Source organism: Geomonas agri (genome assembly GCF_020179605.1).
Classification (GTDB): Bacteria; Desulfobacterota; Desulfuromonadia; order Geobacterales; family Geobacteraceae; genus Geomonas; species Geomonas agri.
In genome coordinates this window covers 271,831-288,752 of record NZ_JAINZO010000001.1, presented here as the reverse complement: position 1 = coordinate 288,752, position 16,922 = coordinate 271,831, and the positions used below count along the sequence as shown (strand labels likewise).

General features: G+C 60.0%; 16 protein-coding genes and 3 tRNA genes. All 19 read right to left on the bottom strand.

Annotated features, from left to right (window positions below):
- Positions 1-7: 7 nt before the first annotated feature.
- The gene (locus K7R21_RS01340; protein ID WP_224981444.1) at positions 8-1,213 is read right to left on the bottom strand and encodes a type II secretion system F family protein; all 1,206 of its coding nucleotides are present in this window, start codon (positions 1,211-1,213) and stop codon (positions 8-10) included.
- Positions 1,214-1,286: 73 nt separating this feature from the next.
- Positions 1,287-1,472 carry a hypothetical protein gene (locus K7R21_RS01335; protein WP_224981443.1) on the bottom strand — a complete coding sequence of 62 codons (186 nt, stop codon included), beginning with the start codon at positions 1,470-1,472 and terminating at the stop codon, positions 1,287-1,289.
- Entirely contained in the window at positions 1,463-2,212 is a 750-nt protein-coding gene (locus K7R21_RS01330) for a polyprenol monophosphomannose synthase (protein WP_224981442.1), read from the bottom strand. The genes K7R21_RS01335 and K7R21_RS01330 overlap by 10 nt, the downstream gene beginning before the upstream one ends.
- A gap of 227 nt (positions 2,213-2,439) precedes the next feature.
- Positions 2,440-2,516: transfer RNA gene (locus K7R21_RS01325), tRNA-Asp, on the bottom strand.
- A 99-nt stretch (positions 2,517-2,615) separates the two neighbouring features.
- Positions 2,616-2,691: transfer RNA gene (locus K7R21_RS01320), tRNA-Val, on the bottom strand.
- 13 nt (positions 2,692-2,704) lie between these two features.
- Positions 2,705-2,781, bottom strand: a tRNA-Asp gene (locus K7R21_RS01315).
- Between the two features lie 38 nt (positions 2,782-2,819).
- Positions 2,820-3,095, bottom strand: coding sequence for an HU family DNA-binding protein (locus K7R21_RS01310; protein ID WP_216799074.1), 276 nt, complete (start codon positions 3,093-3,095; stop codon positions 2,820-2,822).
- 88 nt (positions 3,096-3,183) lie between these two features.
- Positions 3,184-5,604 carry an endopeptidase La gene (lon, locus tag K7R21_RS01305; protein WP_224981441.1) on the bottom strand — a complete coding sequence of 807 codons (2,421 nt, stop codon included), beginning with the start codon at positions 5,602-5,604 and terminating at the stop codon, positions 3,184-3,186.
- Between the two features lie 9 nt (positions 5,605-5,613).
- Positions 5,614-6,867 (bottom strand): ATP-dependent Clp protease ATP-binding subunit ClpX, encoded by a 1,254-nt coding sequence (gene clpX, locus K7R21_RS01300; RefSeq protein WP_183348987.1) that lies wholly within the window; start codon positions 6,865-6,867, stop codon positions 5,614-5,616.
- Positions 6,864-7,463 (bottom strand): ATP-dependent Clp endopeptidase proteolytic subunit ClpP, encoded by a 600-nt coding sequence (clpP, locus tag K7R21_RS01295; protein WP_224981440.1) that lies wholly within the window; start codon positions 7,461-7,463, stop codon positions 6,864-6,866. The genes clpX and clpP overlap by 4 nt, the downstream gene beginning before the upstream one ends.
- 8 nt (positions 7,464-7,471) lie before the next feature.
- Positions 7,472-8,779 (bottom strand): trigger factor, encoded by a 1,308-nt coding sequence (gene tig, locus K7R21_RS01290; RefSeq protein WP_224981439.1) that lies wholly within the window; start codon positions 8,777-8,779, stop codon positions 7,472-7,474.
- A 318-nt stretch (positions 8,780-9,097) separates the two neighbouring features.
- Positions 9,098-10,126 (bottom strand): cytochrome d ubiquinol oxidase subunit II, encoded by a 1,029-nt coding sequence (cydB, locus tag K7R21_RS01285; RefSeq protein WP_224981438.1) that lies wholly within the window; start codon positions 10,124-10,126, stop codon positions 9,098-9,100.
- A gap of 9 nt (positions 10,127-10,135) precedes the next feature.
- The gene (locus tag K7R21_RS01280) at positions 10,136-11,479 is read right to left on the bottom strand and encodes a cytochrome ubiquinol oxidase subunit I (protein WP_224981437.1); all 1,344 of its coding nucleotides are present in this window, start codon (positions 11,477-11,479) and stop codon (positions 10,136-10,138) included.
- Positions 11,480-11,617: 138 nt separating this feature from the next.
- The gene (locus K7R21_RS01275; RefSeq protein WP_199387855.1) at positions 11,618-12,028 is read right to left on the bottom strand and encodes an RrF2 family transcriptional regulator; all 411 of its coding nucleotides are present in this window, start codon (positions 12,026-12,028) and stop codon (positions 11,618-11,620) included.
- 305 nt (positions 12,029-12,333) lie between these two features.
- Positions 12,334-12,489, bottom strand: coding sequence for a hypothetical protein (locus tag K7R21_RS01270; RefSeq protein ID WP_012529698.1), 156 nt, complete (start codon positions 12,487-12,489; stop codon positions 12,334-12,336).
- Between the two features lie 153 nt (positions 12,490-12,642).
- On the bottom strand, positions 12,643-13,200 hold the full coding sequence (locus tag K7R21_RS01265; RefSeq protein WP_224981436.1) for a helix-hairpin-helix domain-containing protein: 558 nt from the start codon (positions 13,198-13,200) through the stop codon (positions 12,643-12,645).
- Positions 13,197-14,783: a citramalate synthase gene (cimA, locus tag K7R21_RS01260; RefSeq protein WP_224981435.1), complete on the bottom strand. Its 1,587-nt coding sequence runs from the start codon at positions 14,781-14,783 to the stop codon at positions 13,197-13,199. The genes K7R21_RS01265 and cimA overlap by 4 nt, the downstream gene beginning before the upstream one ends.
- Positions 14,784-14,968: 185 nt before the next feature.
- On the bottom strand, positions 14,969-16,186 hold the full coding sequence (locus K7R21_RS01255; protein ID WP_216499469.1) for an aspartate kinase: 1,218 nt from the start codon (positions 16,184-16,186) through the stop codon (positions 14,969-14,971).
- Positions 16,187-16,459: 273 nt separating this feature from the next.
- Entirely contained in the window at positions 16,460-16,918 is a 459-nt protein-coding gene (gene tsaE / locus K7R21_RS01250; RefSeq protein WP_224981434.1) for a tRNA (adenosine(37)-N6)-threonylcarbamoyltransferase complex ATPase subunit type 1 TsaE, read from the bottom strand.
- Positions 16,919-16,922: the final 4 nt, after the last annotated feature.

The following is a 16,922-nucleotide window of genomic DNA, read 5'->3' as shown; positions in this document are numbered from 1 at the left end:
ATTCCCTCTAGCTGACGGTGCTGGCGATCTTGAAGATCGGCAGGTACATGGTGACGATGATGGTACCGATGACCACCCCCATGACGATCATGATGGCAGGCTCGATGGCAGTGGTGAGCACGTGCAGGTTCCTGTCGATCTCGTCCTCGAAGTAGTCGGAGATGTCCCCGAGCATCTCCTCGAGAGCCCCGGTGGTCTCACCGACGGAAAGCATGCGCAGCGCCAGCGGAGGCAATAGCTTCATGTTTTCCAGCGCCGTCGAGAGCTTGCTCCCCTCCTCGACCCGGTGCACAGCCATGAGCAGGCCGCGCTCCAACACTTTGTTATTCAAGGTCCCCACTGACATCCGCATCGCCTCGACGATCGGGATGCCGGAACCGAGAACCGTGGCCAGGGTGCGGGTGAAGCCGGCCAAGGCGTAACGAATTACCACGGCACCGACAAAGGGGGTCTTGATCTTCATGCCGTCCACGGCGTAGCGCCCGGCCTCGGTCTCCTTCCACCGTTTGAATATGGTCACGGCGACGAAGATAAGGGCGACGAAAACGATCAGGTAGTGCCGCAGGAACAGCGTGAAGTTGATCAGCATCTGGGTCGGCGCCGGCAGCGCATTACCCGAATCGGCGTATATGTGGCTGAACGTTGGCACCACGTAGATAAGGAGCACGGCGATGGCCACAAAGGCCACGGCAACGAGGATGGCCGGGTAGAACAGGGCGCCGATGATCTTGCCACGGAAGCCCTCGCTTCTCTTCAGAAAGGCAATGTAGCGCCTGATCGTTTGCGGCAGATCACCAGTACGCTCACCGGCACGGATCGACGCGATATATAGCTGAGGAAAGATCCTCGGATACTTCTCCAGGGCGGCAGAGAGCGCCAGGCCTCCCTTGATGTCCTCCCTTACCGCGGTGAGGATTTCATGCAGCCTGCCCGTTCCCGATTCCAGAATCGTATCCAGGGCCTGTATGATAGGAAGGCCAGCCTTTAACAGCACCAGCAGTTCCTGGTTGAAAAGCAGCAGTTCCTTACTGCCGATCTTCTTTCGGCCGATGCCCGTATCCAACAAGAACTGGAACGGTTTCTTGCGCACCTCGAATACCGCATACCCCTGTTCCTCCAAACTCTGGCGCAGCAGAGCTTCACTGACAGAATCCAGTTCCTTGGTGAGGATTCGGCCGTCGGAGGAACCTATTTTACAGGTATAAACGGGCATAAGGTATAAGAAATACCACAAACATGAGAGAATTAAAACATCAAAACGGGAGCAAATTCTGCCTACACCGGTGTCATGCTTGCATCATGCCGACGATCCACATTACAAAAAAGACCACCACCCCCGCTCCCCACTTCAGGGCGGCTTTGCCCTCGAAACAGTCCCGCGCCGGGAAAGCGCGCAGGATGAAGAAAATGGTGCAAGCGACGAAGCCCCACACCCCCGTCACACAGACAATCGACCACAACGTCAAAGACATCGCCCGCTCCTTTTGGGGAGCACTGCGCCCAGCAGCGACCCCAGCTTGAGTTTCCAGACCATGAGCACTGCCTCGCGCACGATCTTCTTGGACATTTTTGAGGTGCCGGCATGGCGGTCTATGAAGATGATGGGGATCTCGCTGATGCGGAACCCCTTCTCCTTGCAGCGATAGTTCATCTCAATCTGGAATGAATAGCCGTCCGAGCGGATACTGGAGAGGTCGATAGCCTTGAGTACCTCGGCACGGAAGCATTTGAAACCGCTGGTGCAGTCAGAAATGGTGAGCCCGGTGATGACCCTGGTATAGACACTGGCGAAGTAGCTCAGCATGAGCCGACGCAGCGGCCAGTTCACCACGCTCACCCCGTTCAGGTAGCGCGACCCGATCACGAGGTCGGCCTGGCGGGCCTCCTGGAAGAAGTAGGGGATCATGGCCGGGTCATGGGAGAAGTCGGCGTCCATCTGCACTACCAGGTCGGCGCCCATCTCCAGCGCCTTGGCGAAACCCTCGCGGTAAGCGGAGCCCAGCCCCATCTTGCCGCTTCGGTGCAGCACAAAAACCCGGCCCGTTTCCGCAGCCAAGCTCTCGGCCAGGTCGCCGGTGCCGTCAGGTGAATTGTCATCGACCACCAACAGTTCTAGGGCGGGGTCCAGCGCCAGAACCTGCATGGCCAGTTTTTCTAGGTTGTCTCTTTCGTTGTAGGTGGGGATCACCACGATAGGCTTGCTGGGTTTCAAGGGGGCTCGCTTTCCGTTTACGTTGAACGGCTAAAACGGCAGAATCAGGGGTACTTGGGGAGTTAAATCTCCCCAACAGAACATCGGAAAGGATAAACGATTTTTATCTGGCAAGTCAAGCTAAAGGGGTTACTACAAAGGCGTCGGGACCGGCGGCGACGCCGGCCGGCGGTGCCGGGAACATGAATAAAGAAAGGCCGCCTGTACCAGGCGGCCTTTCTCTATGATGGCGGGGTTGACGGGGCTCGAACCCGCGACTTCCAGCGTGACAGGCTGGCACTCTAACCGACTGAGCTACAACCCCAACTTGTGAACCCGTCAGCGGCTCGTCCAAGTCTCAACCTGGATGGCGCAACGTGTCAGTTGGTAACGTTGAACGTAGAACGTTGAACGATGTTTCTAATGGTGGGTGAAGAGGGGATCGAACCCCCGACATCCAGCTTGTAAGGCTGGCGCTCTCCCAGCTGAGCTATTCACCCAAAATTTTTTATATGGCGGGGTTGACGGGGCTCGAACCCGCGACTTCCAGCGTGACAGGCTGGCACTCTAACCGACTGAGCTACAACCCCGCATCTACTACATCCCGGAGACCGGGACTTGTTACTTGTTAAGCGTTGATCAGTTCCTTCAGGGTGTTGCCCGGCTTGAATTTCGGAGCGGTGGAAGCCGCGATCTCAATCTTCTTTCCGGTCTGCGGGTTCTGACCGGTGCGGGCGGCGCGCTCAGCGACGCTGAAGGTGCCGAAGCCGACCAGGGTTACCTTGTCGCCGGCGGCGAGGCAGTTGGTCAGTGCGTCAAGAATCCCAGTGAGAGCCTTGTCAGCATCAACCTTGGTCAACTGTGCTTCTTCGGCAATGGCGCTTACCAGTTCTGCCTTATTCATTAGCTCCTCCTAGGTATGCATCGCAAAAGTGAAGACACTATATACCAGAGCTTCGTTCGGGGTGTCAACCTTTTTTCTAATTTTTTTTCTAGTGCGGGACCACCGCGCCGTCACCGGCCGCGTTAGCTGCATCCGCATACAGAGCGGCTGCAGGGAGCCCCACCGGCGCCAGCAGCGAGTGGCCAAGCACCTCGTCCATGTGCGCCACCGGGTACACGGTGAGACCCGCCAGGATCTCCTTGGGCACCTCGGCCAGGTCCTTCTCGTTCTCCTTGGGGATCAAAACGGTGCGGATGCCGCCCCGCCCCGCGGCGAGGAGTTTCTCCTTGAGTCCGCCGATGGGGAGCACGGTGCCGCGCAGGGTCACTTCGCCGGTCATGGCGATGTCACGCCGCACCGGCCTTCTGGTCAGCGCCGAGGTGAGCGCACAGGCCATGGCGATGCCTGCCGAGGGACCGTCCTTCGGGATCGCCCCTTCCGGGACGTGAATGTGAATGTCGAGATGCTGGTAGAAATCCTTGGCAAAGCCCAACAACTCCCCACGCGAACGGACGTAGGTCATGGCCGCCTGCGCCGACTCCTGCATCACCTCGCCCAGCTTGCCGGTCACGGTCAGCTTCCCCTTGCCCGGCAGCGAGACCACCTCGATGTTGAGCAGTTCCCCTCCCACCTCGGTCCAGGCCAGGCCGGTGACCAGGCCGATGGCGTCCTCCTGGCCGATCTCGCCGTACTTGTAACGGGCGGGTCCCAGGTAGCCGGCAACCTGCTTGGGCTGCACGGTGCGGCGCAGCTTGCCTCCTTCCGCCACGGCGAAGGCGATCTTACGGCAGATCGAGCCGATCTCGCGCTCCAGATTCCTCACCCCCGCCTCGCGGGTGTACCGGCGCACGAGTTCCAGGAGCGCCGCGTCGCTGAAGCTGATCCCCTTGCCGGAAAGGCCGTTGGCCTCAGCCTGTTTCGGGACCAGGTACTGGCGGGCGATGGCGAGCTTCTCGTGCTCGGTATAGCCGTCCAACCGCACCACCTCCATGCGGTCCAGAAGCGGCCGCGGGATGGAGTGATTGGAGTTCGCCGTGGTAATGAACATCACCTTGGAGAGGTCGTAGTCGAGGTCCAGGAAGTGATCGTTGAAACAGGCGTTCTGCTCCGGGTCGAGCACCTCGAGGAGCGCCGAGGCGGGATCGCCGCGGAAGTCGGAACTCATCTTGTCGATCTCGTCCAAAAGGAACACGGGATTCGACGAGCCGCACTTTTTGAGCGACTGGATGATGCGTCCTGGCATGGCCCCCACGTAGGTGCGCCGGTGCCCGCGGATCTCGGCCTCGTCGCGCACCCCGCCCAGCGAGATCTTGACGAAGTCGCGGCCGGTCGCTTTGGCCACCGAGCGCGCCAGCGAGGTCTTGCCGACGCCGGGAGGGCCGACCAGGCACAGGATCGGTCCCTTCATGCCCGGCGCGAGGGCATTCACCGCCAGGAACTCGAGGATCCTCAGCTTCACCTTCTCCAGGCCGTAGTGGTCGCCGTCCAGGCGCTCACGCGCCTGCTGAATGTCGCGTTTTTCCTCGGCGTAGGCGCCCCAGGGAAGCGCAAGCAGCCAGTCCACGTAGTTTCTCACCACGGCTGCCTCGGCGGACATGGGGGACATAAACTTGAGCTTCTTGATCTCCGCCTGCACCTTCTGCTTCGCCTCGGCCGACAGCGGCAGCTTGGCGGCCTTCGCCTCCAGGCTCCTCAGTTCCTGCTTGAACTCGTCCTTGCCCCCCAACTCCTTCTGGATGGCGCGGATCTGCTCGTTCAAGTAGTAATCCTTCTGGGTCTTCTCCATCTGCTTCTTGACCCGGGCGTGGATCTTCTTCTCGATCTGCAGGATCTCAATCTCGGCGCCCATCAGTGACAACAGGCGCTCCATGCGTCGCGCCGGCTGCACCGCCGCCAAAAGCTCCTGCTTCTGGGCCACCTTCAGGTTCAGGTGCGGCGCGATGGTGTCCGCCATGCGGGAGGCATCAGCAATGCCCTGCACCGACTGCAGGATCTCGGCCGGCACCGAGCTGTTCAGCTCGACGTAACTCTCGAAAGAAGCGAGCACGCCGCGCTTCAAGGCCTCGACCTCGGTCACGTTGGTGCTCTTCTCGGTGAGGGTCTCCACCTCGACCTCGAAGTAATCGGTCCGGTCGCTGAAGGAGACGATGGAGCCACGCCTTTTCCCCTCGACCAGCACCTTTACCGTCCCGTCCGGGAGCTTCAGGAGCTGGATCACCTGGCAGAGCGTGCCGACGGTGTAGATGTCGCCCGGCTCCGGATCCTCGGTCTTGGCGTTTTTCTGCGTGGCAAGCAGGATCAGCTTGTCGTTTTGGGCCATGGCGGCCTCGAGGGCGAGCACCGACTTCTCACGCCCCACAAACAGAGGTATCACCATGTGCGGGAAGATCACTATGTCCCGTAAAGGAAAGAGAGGGAACCTTTCCGGATTCCCTCTCTTTTTGCGTCTGCTGCTGGTTTCTTCAGTCATATGTCCCTGTTAGGCGCTTTCCGCCACGTTCTCATAGACGATGATCGGTTTTTCCTTGCTGTAGATCACCTCTTCGCTGATCACCACCTCTTTGACCATGCTCTGGGACGGGATCTCGTACATGATGTCGAGCATCGCGTTCTCCAGGATGGAACGCAGGCCGCGGGCGCCGGTCTTTCTCTTGAGCGCTTCGCGGGCGATGGCAATCAGGGAGCCGTCGGTGAACTTAAGCTTCACGTGCTCCATCTCGAACAGCTTCTGGTACTGCTTGATCAGCGCATTCTTGGGTTCCTTGAGGATCTGTACCATGGCCTCCTCGTCCAGTTCGGACAGCGAGGCGAGCATGGGGAGACGCCCGACGAACTCGGGGATGAACCCGAACTTCAACAGGTCCTCGGGGGTGACGCCGGCCAGCAGTTCCCCAGCCTTCTTCTCCACCTTCTTCTTGACGTCCGCGCCGAAGCCCAGGGTCTTCACGCCGATCCTCTGCTGGATGATGTTGTCCAGACCGGGGAAGGCGCCGCCGCAGATGAAGAGGATGTTGGTGGTGTCCACCTTCAGGAACTCCTGCTGCGGGTGCTTGCGGCCGCCCTTGGGCGGCACGCTGGCGATGGTCCCCTCGATGATCTTCAGAAGCGCCTGCTGCACACCCTCGCCGGAAACGTCCCGGGTGATGGAGGGGGAATCGGACTTCCTGGCGATCTTGTCGATCTCGTCGATGTAGATGATCCCCTTTTGGGCCTTTTCTACGTCGTAGTCGGCGGCCTGCAGGAGGGTCAGGATGATGTTCTCGACGTCCTCGCCGACGTAGCCCGCCTCGGTGAGGTTGGTGGCGTCCGCCATGGCGAACGGCACCTTGAGGATGCGGGCCAGGGTCTGGGCCAGGAGCGTCTTACCCGAACCGGTGGGCCCGAGCAGCAGGATGTTACTCTTCTGCATCTCGACGTCGCCCGGCTTGGTGGGCGCTTCGACGCGCTTGTAGTGGTTGTACACCGCGACGGCCAGGACCTTCTTGGCGCGGGCCTGTCCGATAACGTACTCGTCCAGGACCTCCTTGATCTCCTGCGGCTTGGGGAGCTTGCGGACGTCCGGCCCCGAGGTGTCCTCGAGCTTGGACTCCTCGGCGATGATGTCGTTGCAAAGTTCGATGCACTCGTCGCAGATGTAGACCGTAGGCCCCGCAATAAGCTTCTTCACCTCTTCCTGGCTCTTCCCGCAAAAGGAACAGATCAGCGTATCGGAACGGTCATCTCTTCTGCTCAATTGGCACCTCCGGTGACAACGTTTCTAGTCACAATGGCATCTATAATACCATATGTCTTTGCCTCTTCGCCCGACATAAAATAGTCGCGCTCGGTGTCAGCAGACACTTTTTCAAAGCTCTGACCGGTGTGCTCGGCCAGTAGTTCATTGAGCTGGTCCTTCATGCGCAAGATCTCCTTGGCGTGGATATGAATATCCGTTGCCTGCCCCTGGAACCCTCCCAGCGGCTGGTGAATCATGATGCGCGAGTTGGCCAGGGAATAGCGTTTCCCTTTCTCACCGCCTGACAGCAGGAAGGCGCCCATGGAGGCCGCCTGCCCGATGCAGATGGTCGACACCGGCGCCTTAATGTAGCGCATGGTGTCGTAGATCGCCATCCCGGCGGTGACCACACCGCCGGGGGAGTTGATATAGAGATGGATGTCCTTATCGGGATCCTCGGCCTCCAGGAAGAGGAGCTGCGCGATCACCAGGTTGGCGACGTTGTCGTCGATGCCGCCACCCAGGAAGATGATCCTGTCCTTCAGAAGGCGCGAATAGATGTCATACGACCTCTCGCCCCGGCCAGTCTGCTCCACTACTATCGGTACCAGCATGGAATCTCCTATTTGTTTTCCGCCTTGGGAACCTCGGTCACCTTGGCGCGGTCGGTAATGAACTGCACCGCCTTGTCTTCCCTCATCTGGGCCATCAGGCTGTCCTTGGCCCGCTCGTTGGTCTTGTACAGCTGGGTCACCTTCTCCAGCGGCTGGCCGGTCTGGGCGGAGATCTGGCCGAGCTGCGCTTCGAACTCCTCCTCGGTCACCTCGACCGACTCCTTCTCGGCCACGGCCTCGACGATGACGGAACCTTTGACCTGGTCGCGAGCGACGTCACGGAACTGCGCCTTGTAGCTCTCGTCGGTCATCCCCATCATTTCAAGGGACATACGCTGCGAGGCGAGGCGCTGCTTGGTGTTCTCCAGCATCATGGTGACCTGGCGATCGACCAGGGCCTCGGGGACCTCGACCGGGTTCTTCTCGATCAACGCCTTGAAGACGTTCTCGCGCAGGTCGTGGTTAATGCGGGACTCTTCCTGGGCCTGATTGATCTCGGCCAGCTTGGCCTTCAACAGGTCGAGAGTCTCGAACTCTTCACCGAATTCCTTGGCGAAGTCGTCGTTCAGCTCGGGGAGTTCCTTGATCTTGATCTCCTTGACGGTGATCTCGAAGTCAGCCGGCTTGCCAGCCAGTTCCGCGGAGCCGTAGTTCTCCGGGAAGGTCACCTTGATGGTGCTGTTGGCCCCGACGGTCAGGCCGACCATCTGGTCCTCAAAGCCCGGGATGAAACGGCCAGAGCCCAGTTCGAGCTGGAAGTCCTCGGCTGCGCCGCCCTCGAAAGGAACGCCGTCGATGGAGCCCTTGAAGTCGAAGGTGACGAAATCGCCCAGCGCCGCGGCATGACCTTCCGGAGCCGGCGCAAGCTGCGCCATGCGCTCCTGCATCTCCTTAAGGCGGGCATCGACCGCGGCCGGGTCGAGCACCAGCTGCTCCTTCTGCACCTCGAGGCCGAGGTATTCCTTCAGTTCGACTTCCGGGAAGACCTCGATGGTCGCGGAGTACTTGAACGGCTCGCCCTTCTTGAGCAGATCGCTCTCGATGACCGGGTAGGACACCGGGTTGAGCCCCTGCTCAGTGACAGCCTTGAAGTAGGTATCGTTAACGAGGTTCTTGACGACGTCCTCGGCCATCTTCTCGCCGTAGTGTTTCTCGATCAGGCTCATCGGGACCTTGCCCTTGCGGAACCCTTTGATGGCGGCATGCTTCTTTATTTCGGCATAGGCCTTGTCAACTTCAGCGGAAACTTTGTCCGCCGGAATTTCGAAGTTCAACTTTTTCTTGATGCTGTTGACCGATTCAACACTAATCTGCATGGAAAGTCCTCTCTTTGTTCACTTTATATGGCAGGCTCTCTGCCGTAATGCCTCGTGCATGATTGTCTGGGCGGGGGTTGTGGTGACGGGTCTGTCGGGGCATCCGCTAGAAAAGCTGCCTCCCGGGAAGGGCTTTGGCACCGACGCTGTTCGCTTAGGGCGCGCGACAAGAGGGTAAAGTAGCAAAGAGGAAGGGAACTTGTCAATATAGAATTGGTTTCGCTTTAATCGCTTACGGCCGTAGAACCCCGTCCGCGACGGCTCCCGGAACGTAAAAAGCCGCCCCCCGGGAGGGGGGCGGCGGTAGGCAAAAGCGGACTAGTAGGCCTCGTGGTCGGCGGCCACCGCCTCGGCGGTAACCCTCCCCCGGAAGACCCGGTAGACCCAGATCTTGTACAGGATCACCACCGGCACGAAGGTGAAGGCCACGCCGGTCATGATCTGCAGCGTGTATTCGGACGACGAGCTGTTGTAGATGGTGAGGCTGGACAGGGCATCCATGCTGGACGGGATCAGGTTGGGGAACAGCCCGATGACGCCGGTGCCGACCACGCCCAGGATGGTGACGCAGGAGGCGGCGAAGGCGGCCAGGGTGTTGCCGGCGCCCAGCAGCAGACGGGTTCCGACCAGGGCGGCCACGGCCAGAAGCGGAGCCACCAGGAGGACCGGGGCCTTCATGTAGTTGTCATAGAGCTTGGTCGCGAAGTTGGTGTAGCCCAGGAAGGCGACCGCGACCACGAGGAGCGGGACCCAGAGGGTGCGGGCCAGGGACTCGGCGCGTCGGCTCAGGTCGCCCACGGTCTTCACGGCCACGTAGAGGGCGCCGTGTTCCAGGAAGAGCATCACGAAGAGCAGGCCGCTCACGATGCCGTAGGGATTTAACAAGGCGATGAGGGAGCCGTGGTACCCGGCCTGGTCCATCGGGAGCCCGGCGAATATGTTGCCGAAGGCGACCCCGAAGAGCAGCGCCGGCACGAAGCTCGACAGCACGATGGCCCAATCCCAGCAGCCGCGCCAGGTGGCGCTTTCCTCCTTGCTGCGGAACTCGAAGGAGACGCCGCGCACGATCAGCCCGAAGAGCAGCAGCAAAAGCGGCGTGTACAGGTAACTGAACATGAGCGCGTACGTGGTCGGGAAGGCGGCGAAGGTGGCGCCGCCGGCGGTGACCAGCCAGACCTCGTTACCGTCCCAGACCGGGCCGAAACTGTTGATGACGATGCGCCGGTCCATGTCGGTCTTGCCCAGCACGCGGTGCAGCATCCCCGCTCCGAGCACGAAACCGTCCAACATGAAGTAGACCCCCCAGAGAACTCCCCAAAGTACAAACCATACGATATGCAGATCCATTATCCCCCCCTAGTTTCTGAAGGCGTTGCTAGCGCCGACGTGAGATTCTTCAGGCCCTTTGCGGGCGAATTTGGCCAACAGGTAGATGTCCACGAAACCCAGCAGGCCGTAGAGGAGCGTGAACCCGAGCAGCGAACCGATCACCTGCGACATATCAAGGGACTTGGAAACCCCGTCAGAAGTCTTCATGATGCCGTAGACGATCCAGGGCTGGCGTCCCACCTCGGAGACCACCCAGCCAAGCTGGTTGGCGATGTACGGGAGCGGGATGCAGAGAACCAAAAGCTTCAGGAACAGGGGGTACTTCTCCAGCAGGCCGTTCTTGGAGAGAAAGAGCGCCGCCGCCGAAAGGAGGATGAACAGGGTGCCCAGCCCGACCATGAGGCGGAAGCTCAGGAATACGGGGAGTACCGGCGGACGCTCGTCCTTGGGGAAGGAGGTGATGCCGCGGATCTGGGCGTTGGTGTCGTGGAAGGCGAGGAAGCTCAAGAGGCCCGGCACCGGAAGTGCGGTGACCAGGTTGCACTCGTTCTTCTCGTCCGGGAAGGCGATCAGGTGCATCGGTGCGTTGTTGCAGGAGTTCCAGACCGCCTCCATGGCGGCGAACTTGGCGGGCTGGGTCTTGGCGACGTCGGCCGCGTGGAAGTCGCCGATGACGCCGACCATGATTGAAGCGACCAGGGCGAAGACGGCGGCCATGCCGAAAGAGGCCTTGAAGAAATCGCGGTTACGAGCCTTGAGCAGGTGGTAGGCGGAGACCCCCATAACGAAGAAGCCGGCTACCGTGTAACCCGAGACGATCTGGTGCCCGAATTTCAGCAGGCCGAACGGGTTGGTGATGAGCGCCATGAAATCCACCATCTCGGCGCGACCGTTTCTGAGCACGTAGCCGACCGGGTGCTGCATCCAGCCGTTGGCCAAAAGGATCCAAAGTCCTGAGAGGTTGGTCGCCAGCGCCACCAGCCAGATGGAGACGGCGTGGAACCTTTTGCTCACCTTGTCCCAGCCAAAGGCCCAGACCCCGATGAAGACGCTTTCCATGAAGAAGGCCACGGTGGCCTCGATGGCCAGGGGCGCACCGAAGATGTCACCGACGTAGCGCGAGTACTCGGCCCAGTTCATGCCGAACTGGAACTCCATAGTGATGCCGGTGACAACGCCGAGGGCGAAGTTGATCAGGAACAGCTTGCCCCAGAACTTCGTCATCCTCTTGTACATCTCGTTGCCGGTCAGCACGTAGCGAGTTTCCATCATGGCCACCAACACCGACAGTCCCAGGGTGAGGGGGACAAAAATGAAGTGGAACATACAGGTGATGGCAAACTGCAGCCTGCTCAGGGTCAGTACATCCATTGATTCGCTCCTTGGAATAAAATTGAACCGTTTTGGCCAATGGGCCGTTGCTCCGCCATACTTGATATTAATGGTCACAAAAGATCAACAGGACCTTCTTTATCCTAATTGTAGACAAAATTTTTTTCGCGCGACTGATCAGGACTCCGGATTCCGGGCCAGTGTATCGATAGTGACACCGTCGAGAATATGGACTACTTCGGTCTGCACCTGTTTCCACACGGCGTGCACGCGGCAGGGCCCTCCCCTGTCGCAGGCACTGCCCAGCAGGCAGCGGTTGGGAAGAATCGGCCCCTCGACGGCCTCGACCACCTCACGAAGAGTGATGGCGGACGCCGGACGCGCCAGGACGAAGCCACCGCCAGTACCGCGAGAAGACGTGACTAGGCCGAGTTTGGCAAAGCTCTGGAAGATTTTGGCAAGGAAGGTCTGCGGCACCTCTGCGGCGGCGGCGATCTCGCTGATCAGAGAAACCCGCCCCGGCGGCTGTTGCGCCAGGTAGATGATGCCACGTATTGCGTATTCGCCCTTACGGGTCAGTTCCATCATAAAAACACCTTTAGGACCAATTTGATCCCTTTTATAACCGACCCCCCTGATCCTGTCAAGACAAAATGTGGTGGGAAGTTTTATGCAGGGAGTGGCTGGGCCACTGGGTAAGGCTGCTGGGATTACGGACAGGCGCAATGGTATAACGAAGCGCATCCACGCATCCACCCAACGGTGCACACCGCATCCGACACGACAAGCACATCCGACGAGGCGGGCGCAGCGTGTGGGGAAACGGTACAGAGGGGAGAACAAAAAGAGGGGGCGCCGGAGACGTCCCCCCTTGGTGTCGTTTATGGTGTGGATCAGCCGAGGAGGCTGTTGAAGTTCCTGGCTCTGTTGGCGAGGATAGTGGGATCAAGCACCTCGCCACAGCAGGTGCATTTCCAGGCATCGAACGATCTCACGAAGTCGTAATATTTTTCCGCAAACATCCTACCTTTGCATTTAGGGCATTTCATAAGCCGTACCTCCCAACAAAAAGTTGATTAAAGAACTTCATGTGGGATCGTATAATTCACACGACATGCCAACATCAGATTTATAAACAAGTTGTAATCTAAACGGTACTCCTTTTCGAAGGAACCATCGCAAAAAGGCCCCCTTAGGGAGCATTAAAAATACTTTCGAATTGCCGCCAGCTTCCCCTCCCCGACACCTTGGACGCGCAGCAGCCCATCCACCGAACCGAAAGCGCCATTTTCGTGACGGTCGGCCATGATGCGTCGGGAAAGTGCCGGTCCGATGCCCGGTAGCAGGTCCCATTCCGCCTCGTCAAGCAGGTCGGGGTGCAGCGGAATGCCGAGCAGCATCCTCTCCTTGGCACCCATTTTCGTTATGGTTATCAGCGGGTTACCTGCACCATCAGTGGTACGGGTCACCACGTCGCCGCTGACCAGCTGGCGAGTGAGGGGGCCTCTGACGCTTTCCCCGACGACTCCGCCGGTAACCGTCATATTTATGGCGGTTCCGACCGAGGTGCCAACCGGCAGGCGGTAAACGCCGGGATGTCGCACCGTTCCGGCGACCCGGACGATGATCCCCTGCCCCGTATAACGGGAAAAGGCCGCGCCCTCACCCCTGGGGGTGGGAACGCGGCCTTTAAGATACAGCGCGAGGGAGAGGAGCAGGGCGAGACACCACAGGGTGAGTCGCTGGCTCCTGGGCATCATTTCTTGGGCGCCGCCGTCTCCTCGTCTTTATGCAGCTTGAACTCGATGGCGTCGACGAGGGCCTGGTAGGAGGCCTCGATGACGTTGCTGGAGACGCCCACGGTGCCCCAGCGCCCTTCCTTGTCGCCGCTCTCGATGAGCACGCGGATGGAGGAAGCGGTCCCCTGCCCTGCCGGAAGCACGCGCACCTTGTAGTCGTGCAGCTTCACGTCCTTCAACTTCGGGTAGAACTTCTCCAGCGCCTTCCTGAGCGCATTGTCCAGGGCGTTGACCGGGCCATGTCCCTCGGACGCGGTGTGCTCGACCTTGCCCCCCACCTTGACCTTGATGGTCGCCTCGGAGATAGGCTGATCGTCCTCGGTGCGCTTCTCGTCGATGACCCGGAAGCCGATCACCGAGAAGAACTTGCGGTGCGTGCCGAGAGCGCGCTTCATGAGCAGCTCGAAGGACGCCTCGGCCCCCTCGAACTGGTAGCCGCGGTTCTCCATGGACTTGATATCCTCGAGGATCTCGAGGGTGACCGGGTCCTTGCTGTCCAGGTTGATGTTGAACTCGGTTGCCTTGGCGAGGATATTGGCGCGCCCGGAGAGGTCGGAGACCAGGACGCGGGTGGTATTGCCTACCAGTTCCGGCCGCATGTGCTCGTAGGTTTCCGGGTGGCGCTGGATCGCCGAGACGTGCACGCCCCCCTTGTGGGCGAAGGCGGAGTTGCCGACGTAGGGCTGGTGCTTGTTGGGCGCCAGGTTGGCGAGCTCGTAGACATAGCGGGACAGGTCCCTGAGCGTCTTCATCTGTGCGTCCGAGATGCAGTCGCGCTGCATCTTCGCCTTGAGGGCCGGAATGATGGAGCAGAGGTTCGCGTTGCCGCAACGCTCGCCGAAGCCGTTGATGGTCCCCTGGACGTGCACGATCCCCTGCTGCACGGAGATGATGGAGTTGGCCACGGCGCACTCGCCGTCGTTGTGGGCGTGGATGCCGAGCGGGGTGGTGATGTGCTTCTTCACCTCGTCCACGATGGCCGCGATCTCGTAAGGCATCGAGCCGCCGTTGGTGTCACAGAGGATGATGCAGTCCGCGCCCGCCTGCTGGGCCGCCTGCAGCGTCTTGATGGCGTACTCAGGGTTGGACTTGTAGCCGTCGAAGAAGTGCTCGGCGTCGTAGAAGACCTCAGGCATGTTCTTCTTGAGGAACTCCAGCGAGTCAAAGATCAGCTCCAGGTTCTCCTCGAGCGGGATCCTGAGCGCCTCGTGCACGTGGAAGTCCCAGGTCTTGCCGAAGATGGTGGCGGCGTCGGCCTTGGACTCCACCAGGGTGCGCAGGTTCTGGTCCTTGTCCGGGGTGACCTTGGCGCGGCGGGTCGAGCCGAAGGCCGCGATCTTCGCCTGGGAGAGCTTTTCCTTCTTGATGTCCTTGAAGAAGGCGACGTCCTTGGGGTTGGAGCCGGGCCATCCCCCCTCGATGTAGTGAATGCCGCACTCGTCCAGCTTGTGCGCGATGCGGATCTTGTCCTCTACCAGGAAAGAGATGTCCTCCGCCTGCGTTCCGTCCCTAAGCGTCGTATCGTAAAGTTTCACCAGGCTCATATCCCCCCCCAACTTCATCAAAAGACGTCCAACGTTCATCGTCGAACGTTCAAAGTCAGTTTGGGGACTGGCTCCGCAGCTGCCGGTCCCCTTTCGCCGTCCGCAGGTCCGCGCCCGCCGTTACGGAAACGCCCAAGCCGAAGCCGGGGCGTTTCGTAACGTCGAACGTTGCACGCTGAACGGTATTATTTGCCGGCCAGGCCGAAGGCGTCGTGCAGCACGCGGACGGCGAGTTCGGTGTACTTGGCATCGACCACGACGGAGATCTTGATCTCGGAGGTGGAGATCATCTGAATGTTGATCCCCTCCTTGGCGAGCGCCTGGAACATGGTGGTGGCCACGCCGGCATGGCTCCTCATGCCCAAGCCGACGATGGAGACTTTGGTCACGTTCTCGTCGGAGAGCACTTCCTTGGCGTGGATGGCCTCGGCGGTTTCCTTAGTGATGGAGAGCGCCTTCTTGAAATCGGCCTGGGGCACGGTGAAGGTGAAGTCGGTGGAACCGGCCTCGCTCACGTTCTGGACGATCATGTCGACGGAGATGTTGGCGTCGGAAAGCGGAGAAAGGATCTGGGCAGCGATCCCCGGCTTGTCCGGTACCTGCATGACGGCGATTTTCACTTCATCCTTGGCGTAGGCGATACCCGAGACGAGCACTGCTTCCATTTCTTTATCCTCCTTGGTAACCATGGTTCCGAGATTTTCATTGAAGCTCGAGCGGACGTGAACGTCGACGTTGTACTTGCTGGCGAACTCGACGGAGCGGATCTGCAGTACTTTCGCTCCGAGGCTGGCCAACTCCAGCATCTCCTCGTAGGAGATACGCTCGATCTTTTTGGCGTCTTTGCAGATGTTGGGATCGGTGGTGTAGACGCCGTCCACGTCGGTGAAGATCTCGCAGACGTCGGCTTTGAGGGCCGCAGCGAGGGCTACCGCCGAGGTGTCGGAGCCGCCGCGTCCCAAGGTGGTGACGCTGCCGAACTCGTCGACGCCCTGGAAGCCGGCGACGATCAGGATGGTCCCCTCTTTCAGGTCGGCGCGCATCTTCTTGTCGTCGATGCTCTCAATCCTGGCCTTGCTGTAGGAGGTATCGGTGAGGATGGGCACCTGGAAGCCGAGGTAGGACTTCGCCTTGTACCCCATGGCTTTCAGGCACATGGCCAGCAGTGCGATGGAGACCTGCTCCCCAGCCGCAACAAGCACGTCATATTCACGGTTGTCCGGGAACTCGCACACCTCGTTGGCAAGCGCGACCAGCTTGTTGGTTTCGCCTGCCATGGCGGAGACAACCACCACCATGTCGTTGCCGGCGTCATAGGTTTTTGCCACCCTCTTGGCGACGTTGCGAATTCGTTCGACGGACCCCATCGAGGTGCCGCCGTACTTTTGGACCACCAAAGCCATGTCAGTCCTCCTTGTACTCTTACTGATTGATCCACCTGAACCTTGATCCGGGCGGTAGGAACCACTTTATTAGCACATTAGCGTGCTTGCTCAAAACATTTTTTTAAGCAAACAAGGCCAAGATAGCCTATTTCTTCATTTTTCCGGGCCGTCCTGTTTACAGTATAAAAAAACGCCCCTCCTACACAGGAAGCGGCGTTTTTTCATCCAGTCGAACCTCGGTCTGTTCCAGAGGCTGCCCCGGTTTAACAAGGCCAAACTTAGGTTCAGCGATCACAAAAGAGCCCCAACCATGGCATCCGATCGGGGCCCCGTTGCAGTGAAGGTCACGCTGCGCTCATCCACCCCCGTGTGGCCCAGCGTGACGGTCAAAAAGTCCTCCGGAAGGTCCCCCTCGAGCCGCTCGGCCCATTCCACCACGCAGGCGCCGTCCCCGGAGAAGTATTCCTCGAAACCCAGGGCCTCCACATCGTGCGCCCCCTCCAGCCGGTACAGGTCGAAGTGGTACAGCGGAATACGCCCGTCGTAGATATTGAGGATGGTGTAGGTGGGGCTGGTCACCGGAGTCTCCGGGTCCACCTCCAGCCCGAGCGCGATCCCCTTGGCGAACTGGGTCTTGCCAGCACCCAACTCCCCGACGAGGGCGACGAAATCCCCCGGCTGCAGCAACCGCCCCAGCCTCGCCCCCAGCGCTACCGTCTCTTCCTGGCTCTTGGTCAGCACACAGGACATCCGG